Source organism: Acinetobacter sp. YH12052, assembly GCF_013419835.1.
In the GTDB taxonomy this organism is placed as follows: domain Bacteria; phylum Pseudomonadota; class Gammaproteobacteria; order Pseudomonadales; family Moraxellaceae; genus Acinetobacter; species Acinetobacter amyesii.
On sequence record NZ_VOZI01000005.1, the window covers coordinates 33,538 to 53,290 of the forward strand.

Sequence of the window (19,753 nt, forward strand, 5' to 3'; positions counted from 1 at the left end):
AGCGCAATGCATATTTAGAGTTTAGTGGCGAAAGCAAACGCTTCGTAATTGATAAAAGTCCAATACATCGAATGGAAATTGTGAATATAAATAGCAGCCAAAGCCGATCCAGATAAATGGCCATTAGAAATATGAAATATGAAATATGAAATATATTCAATAAAAAAACCTATGAATATTTATGAAACTCTAAGAGCATACTCATCCCTGTGAAATCAACACTGATCCAATATCTTCGAGACCCTAGATACAGAACTTTAGATACCACGACATGTAGCAGGTAAATTTCGCTGCGAAATATCATCCGATTGACAATTCCAAGCACCATTTAAATCATCTGGAATATTAAAATAGATCTGCTTTGAGCGAAGAGCAAAATTGACATCTGTTGATTTAAACGTAAAAACCACTGAACACGTTCCTGCCACATCAATAATGTCACTACTCGCAATATATTTGGTACTGATACTTTCATTCAGCGCTGTATTCAAATCTACACAGCTTTGCTCCACTGAATAATTTTCAATCAGTTTTAATTTATAGGGTGAAATCATTGTTAATACTTCAGCCACTTGCGCCCGAGCGACATAGCCATTGTAAGATACAGTAGCAATTGCAGCCAAAATACCGATGATTGCCACCACGATCATAATTTCAATGAGTGTAAAACCAGACTGTTTCATTACGTTTCCCCATTCAACGTAATGACAAATAGGCAATTTGCGTACCAAGTCTCAAAAGCCCGCACTTATTGTGTTTTATTTTTCAAATTAAACGAATAATTGTCGTTTACAGTCATATTCTGGCAGTTCATGACATTCATTATTGATAAATCTCAGGATATTGATTTGATTTTTTCTTATAATTGATTCACTTAAAATGCCACTTTAGGCATTTTAACGCCTAATCCCATTGTTGCTTGTGCCAAAACAAAATATCTCAGTTTTATCTCATCATAAAAAATTAAATTGAGAAATCCATAGCTCATATCAATTTTTTAGATGCCTATATCAATTAAAAAGTCATTGAAATGAATTAATTTCATCCAATTTGGTCATGTTGAGCTAGTCCTAAACGCTTTCTCGATGTAACATATTGCGTCTTTAAATTTAACTGTGATAGGACTTATGCGCGAGTACGCTGTATTTACCTCGGAATCTGTAAGCGAAGGCCATCCGGATAAAATGGCTGACCAAATCAGTGATGCTATTTTGGATGCAATCTTAAAAGAAGACCCATATGCACGGGTTGCTTGTGAAACGCTTGTAAAAACGGGTGCGGTTGTACTTGCCGGTGAAATCACAACAACTGCAAATGTTGACTTTGAAGCGATTGTTCGTAATACCGTAAATGGTATCGGATACCATCATTCAGATCTTGGCTTTGATGGTTCAACTTGTGCCGTGATCAACATGATCGGTAAACAATCACCTGAAATTGCTCAAGGTGTAGACCGTCAAAAACCAGAAGATCAAGGTGCGGGCGACCAAGGTTTAATGTTTGGTTATGCAAGCCGTGAAACTGATGTGCTTATGCCAGCACCGATTTCATATGCGCATCGCTTAATGGAAAAACAAGCTGAACTACGTAAACAAGGCAAACTTGCTTGGTTACGTCCTGATGCAAAAAGCCAAGTAACATTTGCTTATGAAAATGGCATGCCAGTTCGCTTAGACGCAGTTGTACTTTCAACTCAGCACGATCCAAAAATTACTCAAGCTCAATTGAAAGAAGCGGTAATTGAAGAAATTGTGAAAAAAGTGATTCCTGCTGAAATGTTCCATGCAGACACTAAATTCCATATCAACCCAACAGGTATGTTCGTGATTGGCGGCCCTGTAGGTGACTGTGGTTTAACAGGCCGAAAAATCATTGTAGATACTTACGGTGGTATGGCTCGTCACGGTGGTGGCGCGTTCTCTGGTAAAGATCCATCAAAAGTTGACCGTTCTGCTGCTTATGCAGGTCGTTATGTTGCTAAAAACATTGTGGCTGCTGGTTTGGCTGACAAATGTGAAATTCAAGTGTCGTACGCGATTGGTGTTGCAGAACCAACATCTATCTCGATCAACACATTCAATACTGCAAAAGTATCTGAAGATTTGATTATTGCACTTGTACGTGAACACTTTGACTTACGTCCATACGGTATTACTCGTATGTTGAACTTGATCCAACCGATGTACCAACAAACTGCTGCGTATGGTCACTTTGGTCGTGAAGGTTCTGATACCGCATTCACATGGGAAAAAACTGACAAAGTGGAAGCGCTTAAAGCATCTGCTGGTCTTTAATCTTAATGGATTAATTTCTCAAAAAAGCCTGCATTGATTGCAGGCTTTTTTATGGCCCTTATGTCCATAACTAAAACATCTAGGATAAAAATAACTAGTGTAAAAAATATTGACTAAAATTTACGCCTAGCTTATTCATAAAATATCAAAATAATTTAAGAACAATATCATGCCCTTTCCATTAGACTTAAAATTTATTACGGCAACTGAAGAACAATTAGGATTTAAGTTTCCAGAAAAATATAAAGCCAAAATGCAAATTGAAAATGGTGGCGAATTCGGCATTAGCTTTTCTAGTGCGGATGAATTTGAAGATGGTGATGATATCGAAGCATGGTGGCTCTTCCCCTTCCAGGACACCAGCGATGTGAAAAGAATAAAACGTACAACGAATCATCTAGCCGCAGAACATCAATCCATAAGTGAAATCGAAGACTTCCCTGAAAACAGCGTTGCCATTGCACATAACGGCGATGGTAATTATTTATTGATGCGCACGGTTGACGATACACAATTGGGGGAAGAAATATATTTATGGCGCCATGAAGACAGTGAATTTATCTATCTACTTGTGACTTCAATTGAAGAATTATTTAGTCAAAACCCTTAACGCCATAAGTAGATATAAAGCCTTTCAAACTACAAAATATGCTGGATAAAATTACACTAAATCAACAATTTTTGATCGATTTTTGAATATTTTTTCAGCTAATATAAATTCAGCCCATGCTACGGGCATAACAAAAAAAGGAAAGATCAAAATGAATAAATTACTTGTTGCTTTAGGTTTGGCTGCAACTGTTGCACTTGTTGGCTGTAATAAAGACAAAGCGCCAGAAACAGGTGCAACAACTGGTGAACACCTAGAAAACGCTGCTGACCAAGCAGGCCATGACATTGCTGATGCAACTTCAGAAGCGGCTACTGCGACAGCTACTGCTGTAGATAATGCTGCAACTGCAACTGCGACAGCAGCTGATAATGCAGCAGAAAATGCTGAAGCTGCTGCACACAATGCAAAAGAAGCAGCTAAAGATGCGACTGCTGCAACAGCAGGTGCTGTTGAGCAAGGTGCAGCAAACGTGAAAGAAAAAGCTCAACAATAAGCATTCTTTAAAAAAAGCACCTTCGGGTGCTTTTTTTATATTTGTCTTTTGCTCAGCGTGTTGTTTCAATCCATTTTTAACTTGAAATTTAACTGATATCAGGTCAATCTTATGAGGTCATATATATAACAAATTTAGAGAAAAGAATGTCTTATTCACATCATACCGAAAAACATTTTATGGAACGTACAGGTTGGCTACGTGCATCTGTACTCGGTGCAAATGATGGCATTATTTCCGTCACCAGTTTAATTATGGGCATGGCCGCAAGTGGTGCTTCTAGCCATACCTTACTCATTACCTGTATTGCAGGACTCATCTCTGGTGCAACCTCTATGGCTGCGGGCGAATATATCTCTGTGAAATCTCAAGAAGACGTCGAAAAAGCAGATCTTCACATGGAGCATAAAGAATTACAACGTAACCCAGAAATGGAGCTTAAAGAGCTGACTCAAATTTATGTAAATCGTGGGTTAGAGCCAACCCTAGCCCATGAAGTTGCAGTCCAATTGACAGCCCATGATGCACTAGAAGCCCATGCGCGAGATGAAATTGGAATCCATGACAATACCGCAGCAAAACCCGTTCAAGCAGCACTATCATCGGCTTTAGCATTTTCAATTGGTGCACTATTTCCGATGGTTGCGATCTTGATCAGTGCTGACATGCATATTGAAAAAACTGTTATGGCCGTTGGCGTGATTTCCCTAGCACTCCTCGGTGCCTTAGCCAGTTATGCAGCAGGCACTTCTATGTTGAAAGGCAGTCTACGTGTTGCTCTGTGGGGCATTGCAGCCATGCTATTTTCTAGTTGGATTGGTTCTTTATTTAATGTAAATCCAGTTTAATGTTTCTTTTATCAGTTTTACAAATATTGAAAATCAATTATACACAGTAATGTTTGTGTGATTTTTCAACAATATTCATTTTTACAATATATAAAAACCGTAAAATAGAGATACATTTTTTAAGCTTTTTTCTCCATGTCTGTTATTGCTGCGCCAGCCAATCGATCCAATGTATCGATTTGGGTGGCTTTTGTTTTATTAATTTTAGGCACCATTGGTGCTTATCTGGTTGTAGGCGTTAACCAAGCATTGCTATTTTTAATTGGCGGTGCTTTGGGTATGACCCTTTATCACGCATCTTTTGGTTTTACCTCAAGTTGGCGTGTCTTTATTAAAGAGCGTCGTGGTCGTGGCTTGCGTGCACAAATGATCATGTTGGCTTTGGCTGTACTGCTCTTCTTCCCTGCTTTAGGTGCGGGTGAATTATTTGGCAACCCAGTCAAAGGTAACGTTAATCCTGTTTCAATGTCCGTGATGATCGGTGCCTTTATTTTTGGTATTGGTATGCAAGTCGGCGGCGGCTGTGCATCAGGCACCTTGTACACTGTGGGCGCAGGTAGTGCACGCATGATTGTAACGCTGATCTTCTTCTGTACAGGTTCATTGATTGCAACTTCGCATATTCAATGGTGGTTTGACCTTCCCCACTTTGAGCCGATTTCTTTAGTCAAAAGCTTTGGTGTAGTTCCTGCACTGGCATTAAACTTTGTAGTTTTTGCAATCATTGCAGCAGCAACAGTTTACTTTGAAAAGAAACGCCATGGTCAGCTTGAGGTTGAGCCGCAAGCAATGCAACACGGCTGGAAACGTTTTCTACGTGGACCATGGCCATTGGTTTGGGGCGGAATTATCCTAACTTTACTGAACTTTGCCACACTCGCACTTGCAGGCCGTCCTTGGGGCGTGACCTCTGCCTTAGCCGTTTGGGCCGCAAAATCAGCAAGTGTTATGGGGATCGATGTTGCATCTTGGGCATATTGGCAGCAACCTGCAAATGCCAAAGCACTGACCGAATCATTATGGTTTGATATCACGTCGATGATGAATTTCGGCATCATGCTCGGTGCATTACTTGCAGCGAGCCTAGCAGGCAAATTTGCACCGAACTTTAATATCCCAAAACGTTCACTGTTAGCGGCTGTGATCGGTGGTTTGATGTTAGGTTATGGCGCACGTTTAGCATACGGCTGTAACATTGGAGCGTATTTCAGCGGTATTGCTTCAGGTAGTTTGCATGGCTGGTTATGGTTAGTATTTGCCTTCATTGGGAACGGTATCGGCGTCAAACTACGTCCAATCTTCTTCCCTGGCGAACGTCCACAACCTGAAAAACTTACAGGCTGCTAATTTCTGTGAAATAAAAAGCCCCTCAAATGAGGGCTTTTTTTAATCTTTCAGTGCGCCTTTTAGATTACAACCATATTGCATGGTTTCTTGTGCCTGTTTGTATGTGGTATAGCGGTTGATAATAAAATCATAAAATTGGTCAGCATTCGCAAACACCTGACTCAAATCTTCATTTGCGGCATTTGGCAGTTTAACGTCTTTCACCAAGGCTAAGTTCACATGTCCAAGATGATACATTTCAGAAAAATAATGATTCATTACTTCGCAATAGGCAATTTTTGAGCTTTTTAAAGCGGTGTTGGCAACAAAATGCTGATTTAAAGTTTTTAAGTTATGAACATCTAAAGCGGATTGATCTGAAAAAGCCATACTTTCTACTTTTTTTAGTTGGCTAAAATCTTTTGCTAAGGTTTGATTTAATTGTTCAAAGCGTTGTTGTAATCCCGCTGTATCGGCAACTTGATAACTTTGCGGATTGAATGTTTTCTTTTCTTGTTCATTTGCAGAACACGCCGTGAGCGTCATTGCCGTCAGAACGGTTGTAACAAGAAATAATTTCATCAAGGTCTCACTTAAACAATCAAAAGCGCAATCATTATGCCCGAAAACAACTAGATGATTCACACTTAAATCGCTTTCTCATTCATATAACGCCAATAACGACGTGGCACATACTGCACATGTAATTTCATATTACGTCGGGCTTCAATATTGACACTTCTAAAATAATCTTTCCAAAGCTGATCATACAAAACCTCATCATCATCCAGTTCGATATTAAAGGATTGACTATGGCCGGACTGTATTTGCCTATCTATGGTTGTGGCATCCATATCCACTTGATGCACCTGTTTTAAATCATAATAAATGCCATAATTACGTTTTTCATCGTAAATCAGCCAACGTTGATCTTGATAGCGTGATTTGAAATGCCGTTCGATCAAAGGCAATACATTAAAGTCAGGTGAGACTAAACTGATAAACAAGCCATCCTGACATTTTTTAAAGCGCACAAAAGCTTCCATTCGGTGCTTTTCACGCCCCACTTGCTTCGCCCATTGGCTCATCCCTAATACATCAGCATGGCCATAGTTTTTAGACACATCACGCTGTTGCTGGAAGGCATAAATCGCAAAATTAAAACAATATTGAAAAGCCTGCTGCTGCTCGGATAAAAACGCATAATAAAACTGCTTCAAAGCACTTTCAGATGCTTTGAGTTTTAAACCCTGCCATACCCGCTGTGCTTGTTCATCGTGACTAGCCACATCAATGACTTCGGCGAAAAGACCTGCCTGCACTTGCCCATCTGTACAAATCTGAATGTCAAATTGCTTAAATTGAAAGGCCCGAAAAACACAACTTAACAATCCTGTCATCGTGCCATCAAAGACATAAATACTCACGACTGTATCCTAAAAACCGAAGTTCAATTGTGGAGAAATTTGCTGCGTATATTTCGACTGGCCACTTTGCAAAATCTGCTGTCTTATTTGATGAGGCTGTTGTTCACGAATAAATTTGGGTGAATCTTCACAGCGTATAAAGTGCTGCGCCCTATTGTAGGAAATACCCATACGTTTTAATTGGTCGATATGAATTTTACCAAAACGTCGTGCTTGAACAATTTTTTTAGCAGAACGCACACCGATGCCCGGCACACGTAAGATCATTTGATATTCAGCACGATTGATATCCACGGGAAATTGCTCGGGATGACGCAGTGCCCACGCTAATTTAGGGTCAATATCCAATTCTAAATTTGGATGCTCTTCATCGACCAATTCCGTCGCTTCAAACCCATAAAAACGCATCAACCAATCACTTTGATACAGCCGATTTTCTCGTAATAAAGGTGGCGCAGACCCCACAGCTGGCAGCGCACGCTCCTCTTCATTAATTGGAATATAACCCGAGTAATACACACGCTTGAGCTTAAACTCTTTGTAATGACGGTCTGCCATCAGTATGACATCACGGTCAGACTCTTGATGTGCGCCCACCACCATTTGCGTCGTTTGTCCTGCGGGTACAAATTTGGGGACTGTACGTATTATTTTTCGTTCATCTTTGAATTGAATCAAACGATCTCGCACAATACCTAAGTCTTTTTGGACTTCGACATGACTTTTTTCAGGTGCAAATTTTTTTAAACCATCTTCTGTCGGCATTTCTAAATTAATGCTCATACGGTCAACATATAAACCTGCTTCGGTAATGATTTCCTGAGATGCCCCCGGAATGGTCTTCAGATGAATATAACCATTAAAATTTTCTTCTAAACGCAGTTTTTTTACCACCTGCAACATACGTTCCATGGTGTAATCCGCAGATTTAAAAATCCCCGAACTTAAAAATAGCCCCTCAATATAGTTCCGACGATAAAAGTTCATGGTCAAATCGACCACTTCCTGTACCGTAAATGCTGCGCGCTTTACATCGTTACTCCGACGGGACACACAATATGCACAGTCAAAAATACAGACATTGGAAAATAGAATTTTTAACAATGATACGCAGCGGCCATCTTCGGTATAGCTATGGCAAATACCGTTTCCAGTGTTACCCAGACCTTTGTCTTTATTTTGGCGCTTGCTACCACTCGAAGAACATGAGACATCATATTTGGCAGCATCGGCTAAAATTTGCAGTTTTTCACGGATACGTTCAGACATGGGAGAGTTTTAAAACTTAAAATGATCAGAGCATTATTTTAAAATGATCAAGTTCAAAAGTCGGGTCATACATCATCAATACGACATGAGGTGTCGCTTAATTTTAAGTACAGCATTGGTGCAGGCTCCAGACCATTTTGATAAGAAATAACGAATATTATTTGCTTAATTTCACTCGCTTGGGCAAAGTAATTAGAGTGATTGGAGTATGCACATGACTTTATTAGAAAAACTTGGCATCAAACACCCTATATTTCTTGCCCCGATGGCAGGTGTTTCTACACCTGAGCTTGCTGCAGAGGTGTCAAATCAAGGTGGACTTGGTTCACTGGGTTTAGGTGCAAGCAGTGTTGAGAATGCACGTCAGCAAATATTACAAACTCAAGAACTTACTGAACAACCTTTTCAGGTCAATTTTTTTTGTCATGACACAGTAGAACTCGATGAACAAGTTGCTGCCAAATGGATCATGCAATTTAAATCACGCTTTGCTCAATATAATGCAGAAGCTCCAGAAGCACTGAACTGTATTTATCCAAGCTTTAAAGATAATGACCATTTTCTAAACCTCTTACTGGAAACGCGCCCCAAAGCGGTGAGTTTTCATTTTGGCATTCCGCACCCACATCAAATTCAGGCCTTAAAACAAGCGGGTATTTTGACTCTAGTTTCTGCAACCAATTTAGCAGAAGCTAAACTGATTGAAGCTGCGGGTATTGATATCGTGATTGCTCAAGGTATTGAAGCTGGTGGTCACCGTGGCATTTTCAATGAAAACTTCGATAGCAGCGTTAAAACTCGTGACTTAGTTCAGCTCTTGAAACGCCATATTCAATGCCCCGTTGTTGCAGCTGGTGGCATTATGAATGGACATCAGGCCTATCAAATTATGGAGTTGGGTGCAGATGCTGTTCAACTGGGCACTGCTTTTGTGCAATGCAAAACATCAAATGCAAATGAGGCTTATCGCAAAGCACTATTTGATGCGCCCATCACGCAGATTACATCAAGTATTTCAGGCCGGCCTGCACGTGGCATTATCAATAACTGGCACACAGATATTGATACGCCGACTCGCCCAACCGTTCCGGCTTACCCATATAGCTATGATTTAGGCAAACAATTACATGCAGCAGCCAGCAAGCATGGCGTACGTGAATATGGTGCATTTTGGGCAGGAACTAATGTCTCTCAAATACGTGAATTGGAAGCACCCGACTTGATCAATCAATTGGTTTTAGAAATGCGCTTTAACTAAGACCTCGCTCAACGGGTCATTCAAACATGAATGCCTAATAAAAAGCCCTCAACATTGAGGGCTTTTTATGTGCAATTTAGGCTGTCATCGATGCACAATTTAAATATTTGTTTTAGATCATTTGAATAAAGTTAGTTAAATCTATTTCAAATAAATCTAACTAGCTTAAATCGACTTACTTTGTATCACATTGCACAGATCTATTTCGTTTGACTTTAAGTTACTTGGTTTCAAGCAAATTGACCTGATCAACTTGAACATCACTCATGATCTGACCATGATCGAGTAAGTGATTAAAATAGTTCTCGACGACTTTATATTGATCTGCTGTAGATTCAACTTTATACATATTTTGGCGGAACTCATTACTAGAGCGTAAACCTTTGGTATACCAAGCAATATGTTTGCGTGAAATTCGACAACCTGAATATTCACCATAAAAACCATATAATTCAGACAAATGTCCAAGCAATACGTCACGAACCTCCATAATACTTGGCGCCGCCATATGCTCACCCGTCGTCAGGTAATGTCCTATTTCACGGAATATCCATGGGTGACCTTGAGCTGCACGGCCAATCATGACTGCATCGGCACCAGTATAATCCAGTACATATTTGGCTTTTTCAGGTGTATCAATATCACCATTGGCAATCACAGGAATGTTGATCAACGATTTCACATCTTTAATTAAGCTATAACGCGCCGTATTCAGATACATATCTTCACGTGTACGACCATGAAGTGCCAATGCAGCAATGCCAGCTTCTTCGGCGCGTTTCGCAACGCGCATAATGTTTTCATGACCATTGAGATAGCCCAAACGGGTTTTTAAGGTCACTGGCACATCAACTGCATCAACCACAGCATCTAAAATGCGAGCCACCAAGTCTTCATCTTTGAGCAGCGCGGAACCTGCCAACTTATTACAGACTTTCTTCGCCGGACATCCCATATTAATGTCGACAATTTGCGCACCATTTGCCACTTGATAGCGAGCAGCTTCAGCCAGTTCAGCTGGATCTGACCCTGCAATTTGAGCAGAAATAGGCGCTATTTCACCATCAAAATTGGCACGATAAAGACTCTTTTTACTCATGCGTAAGGTCTTATCTGCTGTCATCATTTCACTGACCGCATGACCTGCGCCAAAATATTTGCAAAGTGTACGAAATGGGCGATCTGTAACCCCTGCCATGGGAGCCACCCACAGTTTTCTCTCGATGGGACGATCGAATAATTCTTGAATGACAGGATGTTGACTCAATGTTTTAACCTCTAGCTATATTTAGCAAATGATGCGCGAACCACATTCGAAATCTTCGAAGCCACTTTTAACAATGCTAAATTCAAATGTATGTTCGCAAAATCTGTTGAGCGAAAAAACGTTTTATGGCAATGATTATGCAATTGAATGATGACAATGAACATCAACATCGTTCAACGCTTAAATTGAGGAATTTGAAGCTTCGGAATTGGACGGCAAATTTGCAATGCGATAGTTTAGTAATTCCAAACAAAAATTTCTACGCTTTTGCTTAAGAGTCGTTGAAAGTTATGCATCAGCCATGTAGTTAACACACTATCGATTCAACATCAGACTTTCAGCAGATCTGCCTGTACAGGTGTTACTATAGAGGGATACTGCTAAAATCATTGAAAACTTAAATCTATAAATTCACATCAGTGAGTTAAACTTTATGAAAAAATTGAAAATTCTCTCTTTTATATTTTTCGCTACTTTTCTGACTGCCTGCCAACAACCGAATGACGAGGTGGCTGCAGCTGAAAACCAAAACGCTGATTTAACAACGGAACAAGCGACTCAACAATTTGAGCAGTCAGATGCGCAAATCAGTCAATACCTTGATGTTTTAGATGCTCCAAGCACATCAATCAAGGAAAAAACCCAAGTCTTATGTCATGACTACCCTCATGAATATAAAACTAACTACATGCCTGCCATGCTCAAACTCGCAGCCAAAGACTATACTCAAGATAAAATGTTAAATGATTTGAAGATCGCACAGGACTATTACAAAGAAAAACTCAAAATTGCATGCCCTGCTGAATAACCTCCCTTTCATCATGGCGTCATAATTGTGCGATAAATTGTTATTAAGCGAAAAGTGTGTAAGTTTCGCTGTAATAACAACGTAAAATACACTTCCCGATTTATTCGGGTTTTTCTTTTTTAAAGCCTTTCAAATATAAAACGACAATTGAATGACACATATTATTTTGTGATATATTTCAAACTATTGATTTTTTTGATAAGTTTTTCGTAAATGTTCACAATCTAGACACATAACAACCCATTTTAATTACACTTTTATCATGATTAATACATTAAGTTGTTTTTTCCAAAAAAATAGACTGAAGATTGAATCATGAAAACTTTAAACAAAGTACTTTTCGCTACACTTATCTCTGCTGCTGCTGCAACTACATTTGCTGCTGAAGAACAAAAAGTTGAAGCTGCTGCATCTGAAGCTCAAACAACTGAAGTTGCTCAAGACGCAACTGAAGCGGCTCCTGCTTCTGAAGCTGTTGCAAAATAATTGAGCAAAAATTTAAAAGCCCACAGATTGTGGGTTTTTAAATTCACAGGCATTTTTTAAGTCTTTCGCAGCTGTCAATGAATTTGACTTCAATTATTTAAAATATAAACGTTGAATTTGACGTGCCCGCCGGTTTAAACCCAATACTTTTTTTCTTTGTAAAATGTCTTCTTCACTAAATCCCAAGTGCTGGATTAATTCAGACATAGCTAAATCTGCATGTTCGATCAACACGGCATCTTGTTCAGTTGACCAAACCACTTTTGATACCGTTAATTTGTGCTGGCGTTTTAACTTTCTCATTTGCACAGTATAAAAGACTTTAGACACATCAACAAAAAGCCCACCCGATGTGAGCTTTTTGCACAGACTGAGTATTGATCATCTATCGGATTGAAAAATAGATTTACTGAACGATGATGTTAAAGATTTTCATCCTTCGTGATCATCACTGAGGTTAAAATTGGAACGGCAAAACAAGGTAGTAAGAGTAAGATCCAATATTCCACCATCGGTTTAGCCACAACAAAGTTTATAACGATTGCCCCCAATACCATAACTAACGCAATCAAACCCAAGAAACGACTGAAAAATTTAGCTGGCATAATAATCCCCTTAAAAAATTTATGGATTTCAGCTAGTATATACCTGCATTTTTTATAATCTGTTGAAAATGATATTGGAATATTCATCTATTTAGCTCAAAAAGCATTCTTTTTCCAATCATCCTGACAGAACTGCTTGTTTTTACACGCGTAGATCTCCATAAATAGATTGACAGTCCCCTATGAGGCATATACATATTTATTCATTACTTATGTATTTTGCATAGTATACTGCTCCTGCTTTGTCGCCCCCATATGGCTGAGTTTATTGGAAAATATGAACAAAACTTTTTCGACCACATTATGCTTTAAATCCCTTTCTGTACTGGCTTTATCCATTGGCTTGGCTGCTTGTGGTAATGGTTCATGGTGGAGCAAAGATGAACCCACTATGGAAGCGGAACAGATTAAAAAAGCCATTCCACCTCGCGTGAATGAACGTCTGTCATGGGCCAATGATATCTACGACATTAGTGATCAGCTCGGTATTCCGACCACGAAAGAAAATGTCTGTACGATTGTTGCTGTGGTCGATCAAGAGTCCAATTTTGTTGCTGACCCACATGTGCCGGGACTCGGTGAAAAAGCCGTTAAAGAAGTTCAAGATCGTCTTGAAGAAAAGTTTAAAGATAAATTGGGTGATGGCATCGGTGGTACAGTCGCTGGCTATTTCCAAGATGTGTTAAAAAATCAGCCAAGTCCAGAAGATAACTATTTGAGCCAAATGCGCCGTGTTCAAACTGAACGTGAACTAGACGAACTATATCGTGAAATTTTTGACTATATGTCTAAACATTATCACGTGAGTGCATTAACAGGCGCAGCGAAACTGGTTGGACAAGATATTGGTGAAAAGCTCAACCCCATTACCACTTTGGGTTCGATGCAAGTCCATATAGGCTATGCCAAAGACCACAAACGCCAAGGTGGAAATATTGCGGCACTGCGTACAGACATGTATAGCCAATATGGCGGTTTGTATTATGGCATCCACCGTTTAATGATGTATCCAGCTGAATATGACAAACCAATTTATCGTTTTGCAGATTATAACTCGGGTCGTTATTCGAGTCGTAATGCGGCATTCCAAAGCATGTTAAATGACTTAACCCCTGCTGAGCTCGGCTTAGATGGTGACCTCTTGCTTTATAATAAAGATGGTTCTCCACGTTCTGCAAAAAGCCAGTCTGAAACCGCGCTGATTGCCGTTTTTGCAGAAAACAATGTGATCGCGACGCCACGTCAAATTCGTTCAGATCTTAAAAAAGAAAAAGATCAGGACTTTGAAGATACTTTGACGTATAAAGCGGTCAAAAAGTTGTACCAAGAAAAGACTGGTAAAGAACCGTTTTATGCCATGATGCCTGAAGTCGTAATTTCGGGGCCGAAATTAAGCCGTGATTACAATACCAATTGGTTTGCCACACGAGTCGATGGACGTTATCAAACATGCATGCGCCGCATCAAAAACCTAAAACTCTAGCCTTATTCGATTTTGACGGAACCCTGTGTAATAAAGACAGTTTTACAGGGTTCATCTTCTATTCCCTGCCTAAACGGCATATCGTGCGCCAAGGGATTAAAATTCTCCCTTGGATTCAAGGCTATTATCTCAAGCTATATCCTGCACATGCAATGCGTCCTCGCCTATATGCCGCAATGTTTAGCCAAGCCAACCATGAGCAGGTTTTAAATCAAGCAGCGCAATATGCTGAACATTTGATGGAAGAACTCAATCCTTCACTGTATGAACAATTACAGCAACACCAAAAACGCGGTCATGAAGTCGTATTGGTTTCTGCCTCAGTCGATTTATATCTTAAACCTGTGGCTGAAAAGCTCGGGGTCAAACTGATTTGTACCGAAACAGCAGCCAATGACCAAATACTGACTGGTTTGTATCAAACCTTAGACTGTAGTGGTGAGCAAAAGAAAATTCGCGTTTTGGAGCAATTTAACCTTCAAGACTACGAGTATGTTTATGCCTATGGAAATAGCGATGAAGACCTCGCTATGTTCGAATTGGCCACCCACCATTTCATGAATGGACAGGATAAGCGCCTACCGGAACTCGACTAAAGTCGAGTGATTTAGTTTGTTTTATTAATCAAAGTTAACAATCACAATCTTAAATTTAAGTCGCTCTAATATATGATTAAATTTTGAAAATTCTGCTTTTATTTTGACTTTATAGTGTGCTATTTTTCTCATTAATTAGAAATAATGCGGTCAAATATTAAAAGCGGGAAAAGAATATGAATCAATTCAATCCACCGAAATATGTCAAAGGCCTCCATATTAAATTTGGCGAAAATCCATTTGTTCTCCTTGCTCAATTTGCCTTCTCAGCCACTCGCCAGATGTGGACGAAAGAAGAAATTGAATTGGTCATTCGTATGGCTAAAAAAGGAAATTATATGAATTTGATTAAGATTCTCAAATTACATATCAAAAAGTAAAATAGATATTTCCCCCAAAGTTAATATGAAAAAAGCCATGTAAATGCATGGCTTTTTTTTGATTCAGCAACTCAAGCCTAGCTTTTATTACTTTTTAAATGGAAACGCATATTTCACAATACGTTTGATAACACTGCCGTACTGTTTCACCAAGCTTGCGTTATTATAGTTCAAACCATATTTTTCACATACCGCCTGTACTTTTGGCGCCATTTTACGATAACGACGCGCAGGAACATCTGGGTATAAATGGTGTTCGATCTGATGGCTTAAATGCCCTGTCAAAATATGAAATGCTTCTGAACCGGTAAGGTTTGAAGAACCACGAATTTGACGCATGTACCAATGTCCACGGCTTTCATTTTCAAGTACTTTTTTCGGGAAAACTTCAACATCTTTGGTAAAGTGACCACAGAAAATAATACTAAACGTCCAAATATTACGAAGACCATTTGCCACTAGGTTCCCTGTAAGCACGGGTAATGCTGCAGGCCCTGCAATAAGCGGGAAGAACACATAGTCTTTAAATAATTGCTTGCCGATTTTGGCTTGCATTGGTTTCCATTCTTCTTTAGTCTGCTGTTTTGTTTTGCGACCTTTGAAGTATTTACCCAATTCAAGGTTTTGAATGGCAACACCCCATTGGAACAATAAGCAAAATGGAATGCTATAAATCGGTTGTAATAAATAGCCCGGCTTCCAACGCTGTTCTGGGAACAAACGAACGAGACCATAACCAATGTCATCATCCATACCTTTAATGTTGGTATAGGTATGATGTTTAAAATTATGTGTTTGGCGCCAGTTATCTGCTGTACCCACGATATCCCACTCATAGGTCTGACCATTGAATTTAGGATCGTTCATCCAGTCATATTGACCGTGCATGACATTATGACCCAATTCCATGTTTTCCATGATTTTGGCAAAACCTAAAAGACCTGTGCCCAAAATCCACGCTGGTGGGAACCAACCTGCAAACAATAAAGCACGACCCGCCATAGATGAATAACGAACTGTCGAATACACACGGCGAATGTATTTCGCGTCTTTTTCACCTAAGTCGTCTAAAACTTCTTGCTTAATCGCATCAAGCTCACGCGCAAGTTCGTCTAATTGCGATTGGGTTAACTCACGGTTTTTGGGATTTTTAAAATATTCAATTTTTACAGGCATGTTCATATTTTTTCTACCTTATAAATCAATAACAAGATCTGACTGTGCTGAGTTCACACAAATTTTGAGTAAATTACCCGGCTCTGTATTTTGGCTACCATTGACCATATTTTTAGTCGAACCTTCTACTTTATTGCAGGCACATTTATTACAAATGCCCATGCGGCAACCGTGATTAGGTTTGATATTTTGCTGCTCAAGACTGGCTAGAATCGATTGGCCTTTTGGAATACTGACGGTTTTATTGGATTGTGTAAGTGTGACATTCACAAAGCCAATGTCATCTGTTGCAATTGGGCTCATGCTAAATGCTTCACTCATAAAGCACTGTGCATGATCAAATAACGCTTCGGCCTGAGTGACGAAACCCGATGGACCACATGCAAACACAGTACTGTGCTCAATGTCGTCAATTTGAGCAGCGTGAGCGGCATTTAATCGTGGATCGGCAACATCTTCTTGGGTAAAGAAAATTTGAAATTTAAAGTTTGGATATTGATTTGCCAAAGCTTCGAAGCGTAATTTGAATGCGGCATCATCGTGATACTTAACCCAGTACATTAACTGAATTGGTTGCTCCGCAATTTGCTTGGTTTTGCTCATCGCTTTCAATAAACTCAACATAGGCGTAATACCACTACCCGCAGCCAATAGTAGCAACGGTGTAGAATTTGACACCAAGGTCATATCACCAAAAGGCTGACCAAATTCTAAGATATCACCCACTTGCGCTTGTTCTACGAGCCAAGTACTCACAATACCCGTATTCACTTTTTTTACACTAAGCAATACGTGTTGATCATCTAACTGAGTCAAACTATAAGTACGTTCGTAACGGATACCATTTACGCGAGCAAAAACAGGATGATGCTGACCAGCTTCGCCAATTTTAAATAAACGGTTCACCTGTATGGTTAGGCTGACCATCTCATTTGCTGCATTTTCTTTTTGTACAATTTTGCCGAGTGTCTGATTACCAGACCATAACGGATTAAATTTCTGCAACCAGAAATTTACCGCATTTACGTCTACAACACTGTCTTTGATTGCGTTTAAAGGCTTTTTCGCTTTTTCGAGTACATGCATAATCAAATACAACTCATGGGAGGTTTTTAATTATTATACACATGTATATATATTTGTATATACGATTGTGCATTTAATCGACATTTTCACAAAAGCTATTAGCAGACGCTATAATATGTTAATGTTTTTAATCTATTAAAAAATATGACTCAGTCTGCACAGACGAATATGGTTAACATGTACCAGGAAGAATTACATTCTGAAGCTGAAACTCCACTTGCAGTTCGCACTGTAGGTCGTAAAGCAACGATTACCAAGGAAGAACTGTTTCAGGCAGCGCTTAATTTAATTGGTCCACAAAAAAGTATTTCATCACTGAGTTTGCGTGAAGTTGCACGTGAAGCTGGCATTGCTCCAAATAGTTTTTATCGTCACTTCAAAGATATTGATGAATTAGCCATTGAGTTGATTGATCGAGCTGGCGGTGTGTTACGTCAAATTCTGCATGAAGCACGCCTTCAGGCATCACGCCAAAGCAGTATTATTCGTAGTTCAGTTGAAGTATTTATTCAACAGCTAGATGCCGATGAAGGTAACCTAAGCCTGTTACTCCGTGAAGGCTACACTGGTTCGCATTCTTATAAAAATGCTGTTGAGCGTCAACTTAACTATTTCCAACAAGAATTAAGAGAAGATTTAATCGTCCTAGAACGTTTAAATCAGAGCAAGTTGGCTCATCCTGACATCGTGGCACGTGGTATTACCCAATTGGTGTTTAACATGGGTGCAAAAGTCATTGATCTACCGACAGAACAACGCAAAGAAGTTGCCGAACAAACCATGATTATGATTCGTATGATCTTGGAAGGTGCTCGCCATTTAGACGAAGCACAGATTCGCTAAAAATTAACGGTGAGAAATAAAGGAGACGTTCAGGTCTCCTTTTTTATGAGCAAAATATATTTTTCTAATGCTGTAAGTACTGCATGACGTGTAGCGCTGTCTGTTTCGGCTGCTCCAGAGGGAACATGTGTCCACCTTCAACTACACTATAATCTATACCATAAGTTTTCTTCATTCCGTCAGGCAAACCTTGTTTATAAAAATGGCTGCCATCAGCCGTGATCAGGTGTACAGGCATTTGAGGGGCTTTACGTGGAGTACGCCACCACCATGCAGGCACTGTACGGAAAATTTGTGCTTCCACGGCTTTTGGAATGCTGAGGGTCACGCCACCGCGTTTTTCATCAGCTTGAATGCCTTGTGTAAAATAATCTTCAAAACACTGCGCATCAAAACTTTTAAATAAACGATTATTCCGTAGTGCCGTATAGGCTTCATCCAAATTTGGCCAATGGTCATTACGCTTCAATGTAATTGCTGCTGGGGTAATTTTATCGACTGCTTTGAGCTTTAATTTTTGCATGCCTTCAAAAATTGCGGACTTAGGGCCGATTACGAAAGGTGGATCCATAATGATCAGTTGTGAAAACAAATCTGGACGTTTATAAGCCGCCATCAGGGTGACTAAAGAGCCAAAAGAATGCCCAAGCCCAATCACTTGTTGCTTTGGAAATTGGTGCTCAATATCTGCAATGACTTGTTCGACCAAATATCGCCAATCTTTGGTGATCGGATAGCGCTCATCCATACCAATCAGCGGAATCGCCTTCACATCAAATTGCGGTGAAAAGTAAGATAAAAACTTTCGATAACTCGCGGCAGGAATACCATTGGCATGGGTAAAATGGATCGCGCTTTTCATGTAAAACTCATCTAATCAGCTGATGATGCCACATCATAAAGAGATCAATACGATTTAAACAGGACTCGAAGAGCTTATCTAGATGACCTAAAAGTCAGTATGCAGATTATTTTTGTGAACCGACCATTGATTGATTTGGTAAAAAGGTTGCGCCACAAGTGGTTTTATCTCCAGCAACCACAACACCACGCCCCTTTACCGTTGTACTTTGATCTGCCGCGATCGCAGCCACAGTCGAATTACATTTCGGGCAATAATGTTTCATGCCATTTAAATGCACCGCAATACCATTAATCACAAATGAAGGTTCACATTCTGAAACCACACCACCGTGTGACGTTTTACTACCTAAGGTAATTAAAGATTTCATATTTTTATTTTCTTCTAACGAACTACTGAAATTTGAAGCATTTTAACGGAACTGCCCTCAACTCGCTAGCATCGACGTATAAATTTAACCAAGTCAAAACTTTACTTAACTAAATCATCAAAACACGACATTTTGACAGTTCGTGATCAATCATTTGAATATGATGCTATCGCTATATGTCCGAATACATTTAATCATTTCACTTTCATGATTCAATCGATATCAATAACGACAGCTTATGTCGCGATGCCGATTCTTTTACG

23 protein-coding genes are annotated in these 19,753 nt (G+C 39.6%); 12 read left to right on the top strand and 11 right to left on the bottom strand.

From position 1 onward, the window contains the following. Positions 1-257: 257 nt before the first annotated feature. A complete protein-coding gene (locus FTU06_RS04730) occupies positions 258-683 on the bottom strand; it encodes a pilin (protein ID WP_180145249.1) in 426 nt (141 codons plus the stop codon). 444 nt (positions 684-1,127) lie between these two features. Between FTU06_RS04730 and metK the strand changes: the two genes are divergently transcribed. The 5 genes from metK (at position 1,128) to FTU06_RS04755 (ending at position 5,595) form a co-directional block, all read left to right on the top strand. Beyond that, positions 1,128-2,294: a methionine adenosyltransferase gene (gene metK / locus FTU06_RS04735; protein WP_078188779.1), complete on the top strand. Its 1,167-nt coding sequence runs from the start codon at positions 1,128-1,130 to the stop codon at positions 2,292-2,294. A gap of 169 nt (positions 2,295-2,463) precedes the next feature. Continuing rightward, positions 2,464-2,904, top strand: coding sequence for an SMI1/KNR4 family protein (locus tag FTU06_RS04740; RefSeq protein WP_180003833.1), 441 nt, complete (start codon positions 2,464-2,466; stop codon positions 2,902-2,904). Between the two features lie 151 nt (positions 2,905-3,055). Further along, on the top strand, positions 3,056-3,400 hold the full coding sequence (locus FTU06_RS04745) for a hypothetical protein (protein WP_078188782.1): 345 nt from the start codon (positions 3,056-3,058) through the stop codon (positions 3,398-3,400). A gap of 146 nt (positions 3,401-3,546) precedes the next feature. Next, positions 3,547-4,248 carry a VIT family protein gene (locus FTU06_RS04750; RefSeq protein WP_180007742.1) on the top strand — a complete coding sequence of 234 codons (702 nt, stop codon included), beginning with the start codon at positions 3,547-3,549 and terminating at the stop codon, positions 4,246-4,248. Positions 4,249-4,383: 135 nt separating this feature from the next. Then, entirely contained in the window at positions 4,384-5,595 is a 1,212-nt protein-coding gene (locus tag FTU06_RS04755) for a YeeE/YedE family protein (protein ID WP_180145253.1), read from the top strand. 39 nt (positions 5,596-5,634) lie between these two features. Here the strand turns inward: FTU06_RS04755 and FTU06_RS04760 are convergent, their stop codons facing one another. The 3 genes from FTU06_RS04760 to FTU06_RS04770 form a co-directional block, all read right to left on the bottom strand. Continuing rightward, complete coding sequence (locus tag FTU06_RS04760; protein ID WP_180145256.1) at positions 5,635-6,156, bottom strand: hypothetical protein; 522 nt, start codon at positions 6,154-6,156, stop codon at positions 5,635-5,637. A 65-nt stretch (positions 6,157-6,221) separates the two neighbouring features. Next, positions 6,222-7,001, bottom strand: a complete 780-nt coding sequence (locus FTU06_RS04765; RefSeq protein WP_180145259.1) for a TIGR03915 family putative DNA repair protein — start codon at positions 6,999-7,001, stop codon at positions 6,222-6,224. 9 nt (positions 7,002-7,010) lie between these two features. Further along, the gene (locus FTU06_RS04770) at positions 7,011-8,270 is read right to left on the bottom strand and encodes a putative DNA modification/repair radical SAM protein (RefSeq protein WP_078193581.1); all 1,260 of its coding nucleotides are present in this window, start codon (positions 8,268-8,270) and stop codon (positions 7,011-7,013) included. Between the two features lie 214 nt (positions 8,271-8,484). Between FTU06_RS04770 and FTU06_RS04775 the strand changes: the two genes are divergently transcribed. Beyond that, positions 8,485-9,528 (top strand): nitronate monooxygenase family protein, encoded by a 1,044-nt coding sequence (locus tag FTU06_RS04775; protein WP_180145262.1) that lies wholly within the window; start codon positions 8,485-8,487, stop codon positions 9,526-9,528. 220 nt (positions 9,529-9,748) lie between these two features. Here the strand turns inward: FTU06_RS04775 and dusB are convergent, their stop codons facing one another. Beyond that, complete coding sequence (gene dusB, locus FTU06_RS04780; RefSeq protein ID WP_373684692.1) at positions 9,749-10,753, bottom strand: tRNA dihydrouridine synthase DusB; 1,005 nt, start codon at positions 10,751-10,753, stop codon at positions 9,749-9,751. Positions 10,754-11,228: 475 nt separating this feature from the next. Between dusB and FTU06_RS04785 the strand changes: the two genes are divergently transcribed. Further along, complete coding sequence (locus FTU06_RS04785; protein ID WP_257234281.1) at positions 11,229-11,603, top strand: hypothetical protein; 375 nt, start codon at positions 11,229-11,231, stop codon at positions 11,601-11,603. 315 nt (positions 11,604-11,918) lie between these two features. Further along, positions 11,919-12,089, top strand: coding sequence for a hypothetical protein (locus FTU06_RS04790; RefSeq protein WP_171262568.1), 171 nt, complete (start codon positions 11,919-11,921; stop codon positions 12,087-12,089). 93 nt (positions 12,090-12,182) lie between these two features. On the opposite strand, the gene FTU06_RS04795 is transcribed toward FTU06_RS04790, so the two are convergent. Further along, positions 12,183-12,392 (bottom strand): acyl-CoA thioesterase, encoded by a 210-nt coding sequence (locus tag FTU06_RS04795; RefSeq protein WP_180145267.1) that lies wholly within the window; start codon positions 12,390-12,392, stop codon positions 12,183-12,185. A 119-nt stretch (positions 12,393-12,511) separates the two neighbouring features. After that, on the bottom strand, positions 12,512-12,781 hold the full coding sequence (locus FTU06_RS04800; protein WP_257234283.1) for a hypothetical protein: 270 nt from the start codon (positions 12,779-12,781) through the stop codon (positions 12,512-12,514). A gap of 190 nt (positions 12,782-12,971) precedes the next feature. Here FTU06_RS04800 and FTU06_RS04805 point away from each other — a divergent pair, with 190 nt between their 5' ends. From FTU06_RS04805 to FTU06_RS04815, 3 genes are all read left to right on the top strand, one after another. Continuing rightward, positions 12,972-14,177, top strand: coding sequence for a DUF1615 domain-containing protein (locus FTU06_RS04805; protein WP_180003816.1), 1,206 nt, complete (start codon positions 12,972-12,974; stop codon positions 14,175-14,177). Further along, on the top strand, positions 14,144-14,773 hold the full coding sequence (locus FTU06_RS04810) for an HAD-IB family hydrolase (RefSeq protein WP_180145270.1): 630 nt from the start codon (positions 14,144-14,146) through the stop codon (positions 14,771-14,773). The genes FTU06_RS04805 and FTU06_RS04810 overlap by 34 nt, the downstream gene beginning before the upstream one ends. Positions 14,774-14,949: 176 nt before the next feature. Continuing rightward, complete coding sequence (locus tag FTU06_RS04815) at positions 14,950-15,153, top strand: hypothetical protein (protein ID WP_078188800.1); 204 nt, start codon at positions 14,950-14,952, stop codon at positions 15,151-15,153. Positions 15,154-15,240: 87 nt separating this feature from the next. Here FTU06_RS04815 and FTU06_RS04820 read toward each other — a convergent pair whose 3' ends face one another. Together FTU06_RS04820 and FTU06_RS04825 are read right to left on the bottom strand one after the other, a co-directional pair. Then, the gene (locus FTU06_RS04820) at positions 15,241-16,335 is read right to left on the bottom strand and encodes an acyl-CoA desaturase (RefSeq protein ID WP_180040084.1); all 1,095 of its coding nucleotides are present in this window, start codon (positions 16,333-16,335) and stop codon (positions 15,241-15,243) included. Positions 16,336-16,347: 12 nt separating this feature from the next. After that, positions 16,348-17,415, bottom strand: a complete 1,068-nt coding sequence (locus FTU06_RS04825) for a ferredoxin reductase (RefSeq protein ID WP_180145274.1) — start codon at positions 17,413-17,415, stop codon at positions 16,348-16,350. Positions 17,416-17,583: 168 nt separating this feature from the next. On the opposite strand from FTU06_RS04825, the gene fabR reads away from it, so the two are divergent. Continuing rightward, positions 17,584-18,258: an HTH-type transcriptional repressor FabR gene (gene fabR, locus FTU06_RS04830; RefSeq protein WP_372491111.1), complete on the top strand. Its 675-nt coding sequence runs from the start codon at positions 17,584-17,586 to the stop codon at positions 18,256-18,258. A 64-nt stretch (positions 18,259-18,322) separates the two neighbouring features. Here the strand turns inward: fabR and FTU06_RS04835 are convergent, their stop codons facing one another. Both FTU06_RS04835 and FTU06_RS04840 read right to left on the bottom strand, forming a co-directional pair. After that, positions 18,323-19,120 (bottom strand): alpha/beta fold hydrolase, encoded by a 798-nt coding sequence (locus FTU06_RS04835; protein ID WP_180145277.1) that lies wholly within the window; start codon positions 19,118-19,120, stop codon positions 18,323-18,325. A 106-nt stretch (positions 19,121-19,226) separates the two neighbouring features. Then, on the bottom strand, positions 19,227-19,490 hold the full coding sequence (locus FTU06_RS04840; RefSeq protein ID WP_078193592.1) for a PAAR domain-containing protein: 264 nt from the start codon (positions 19,488-19,490) through the stop codon (positions 19,227-19,229). Positions 19,491-19,753: the final 263 nt, after the last annotated feature.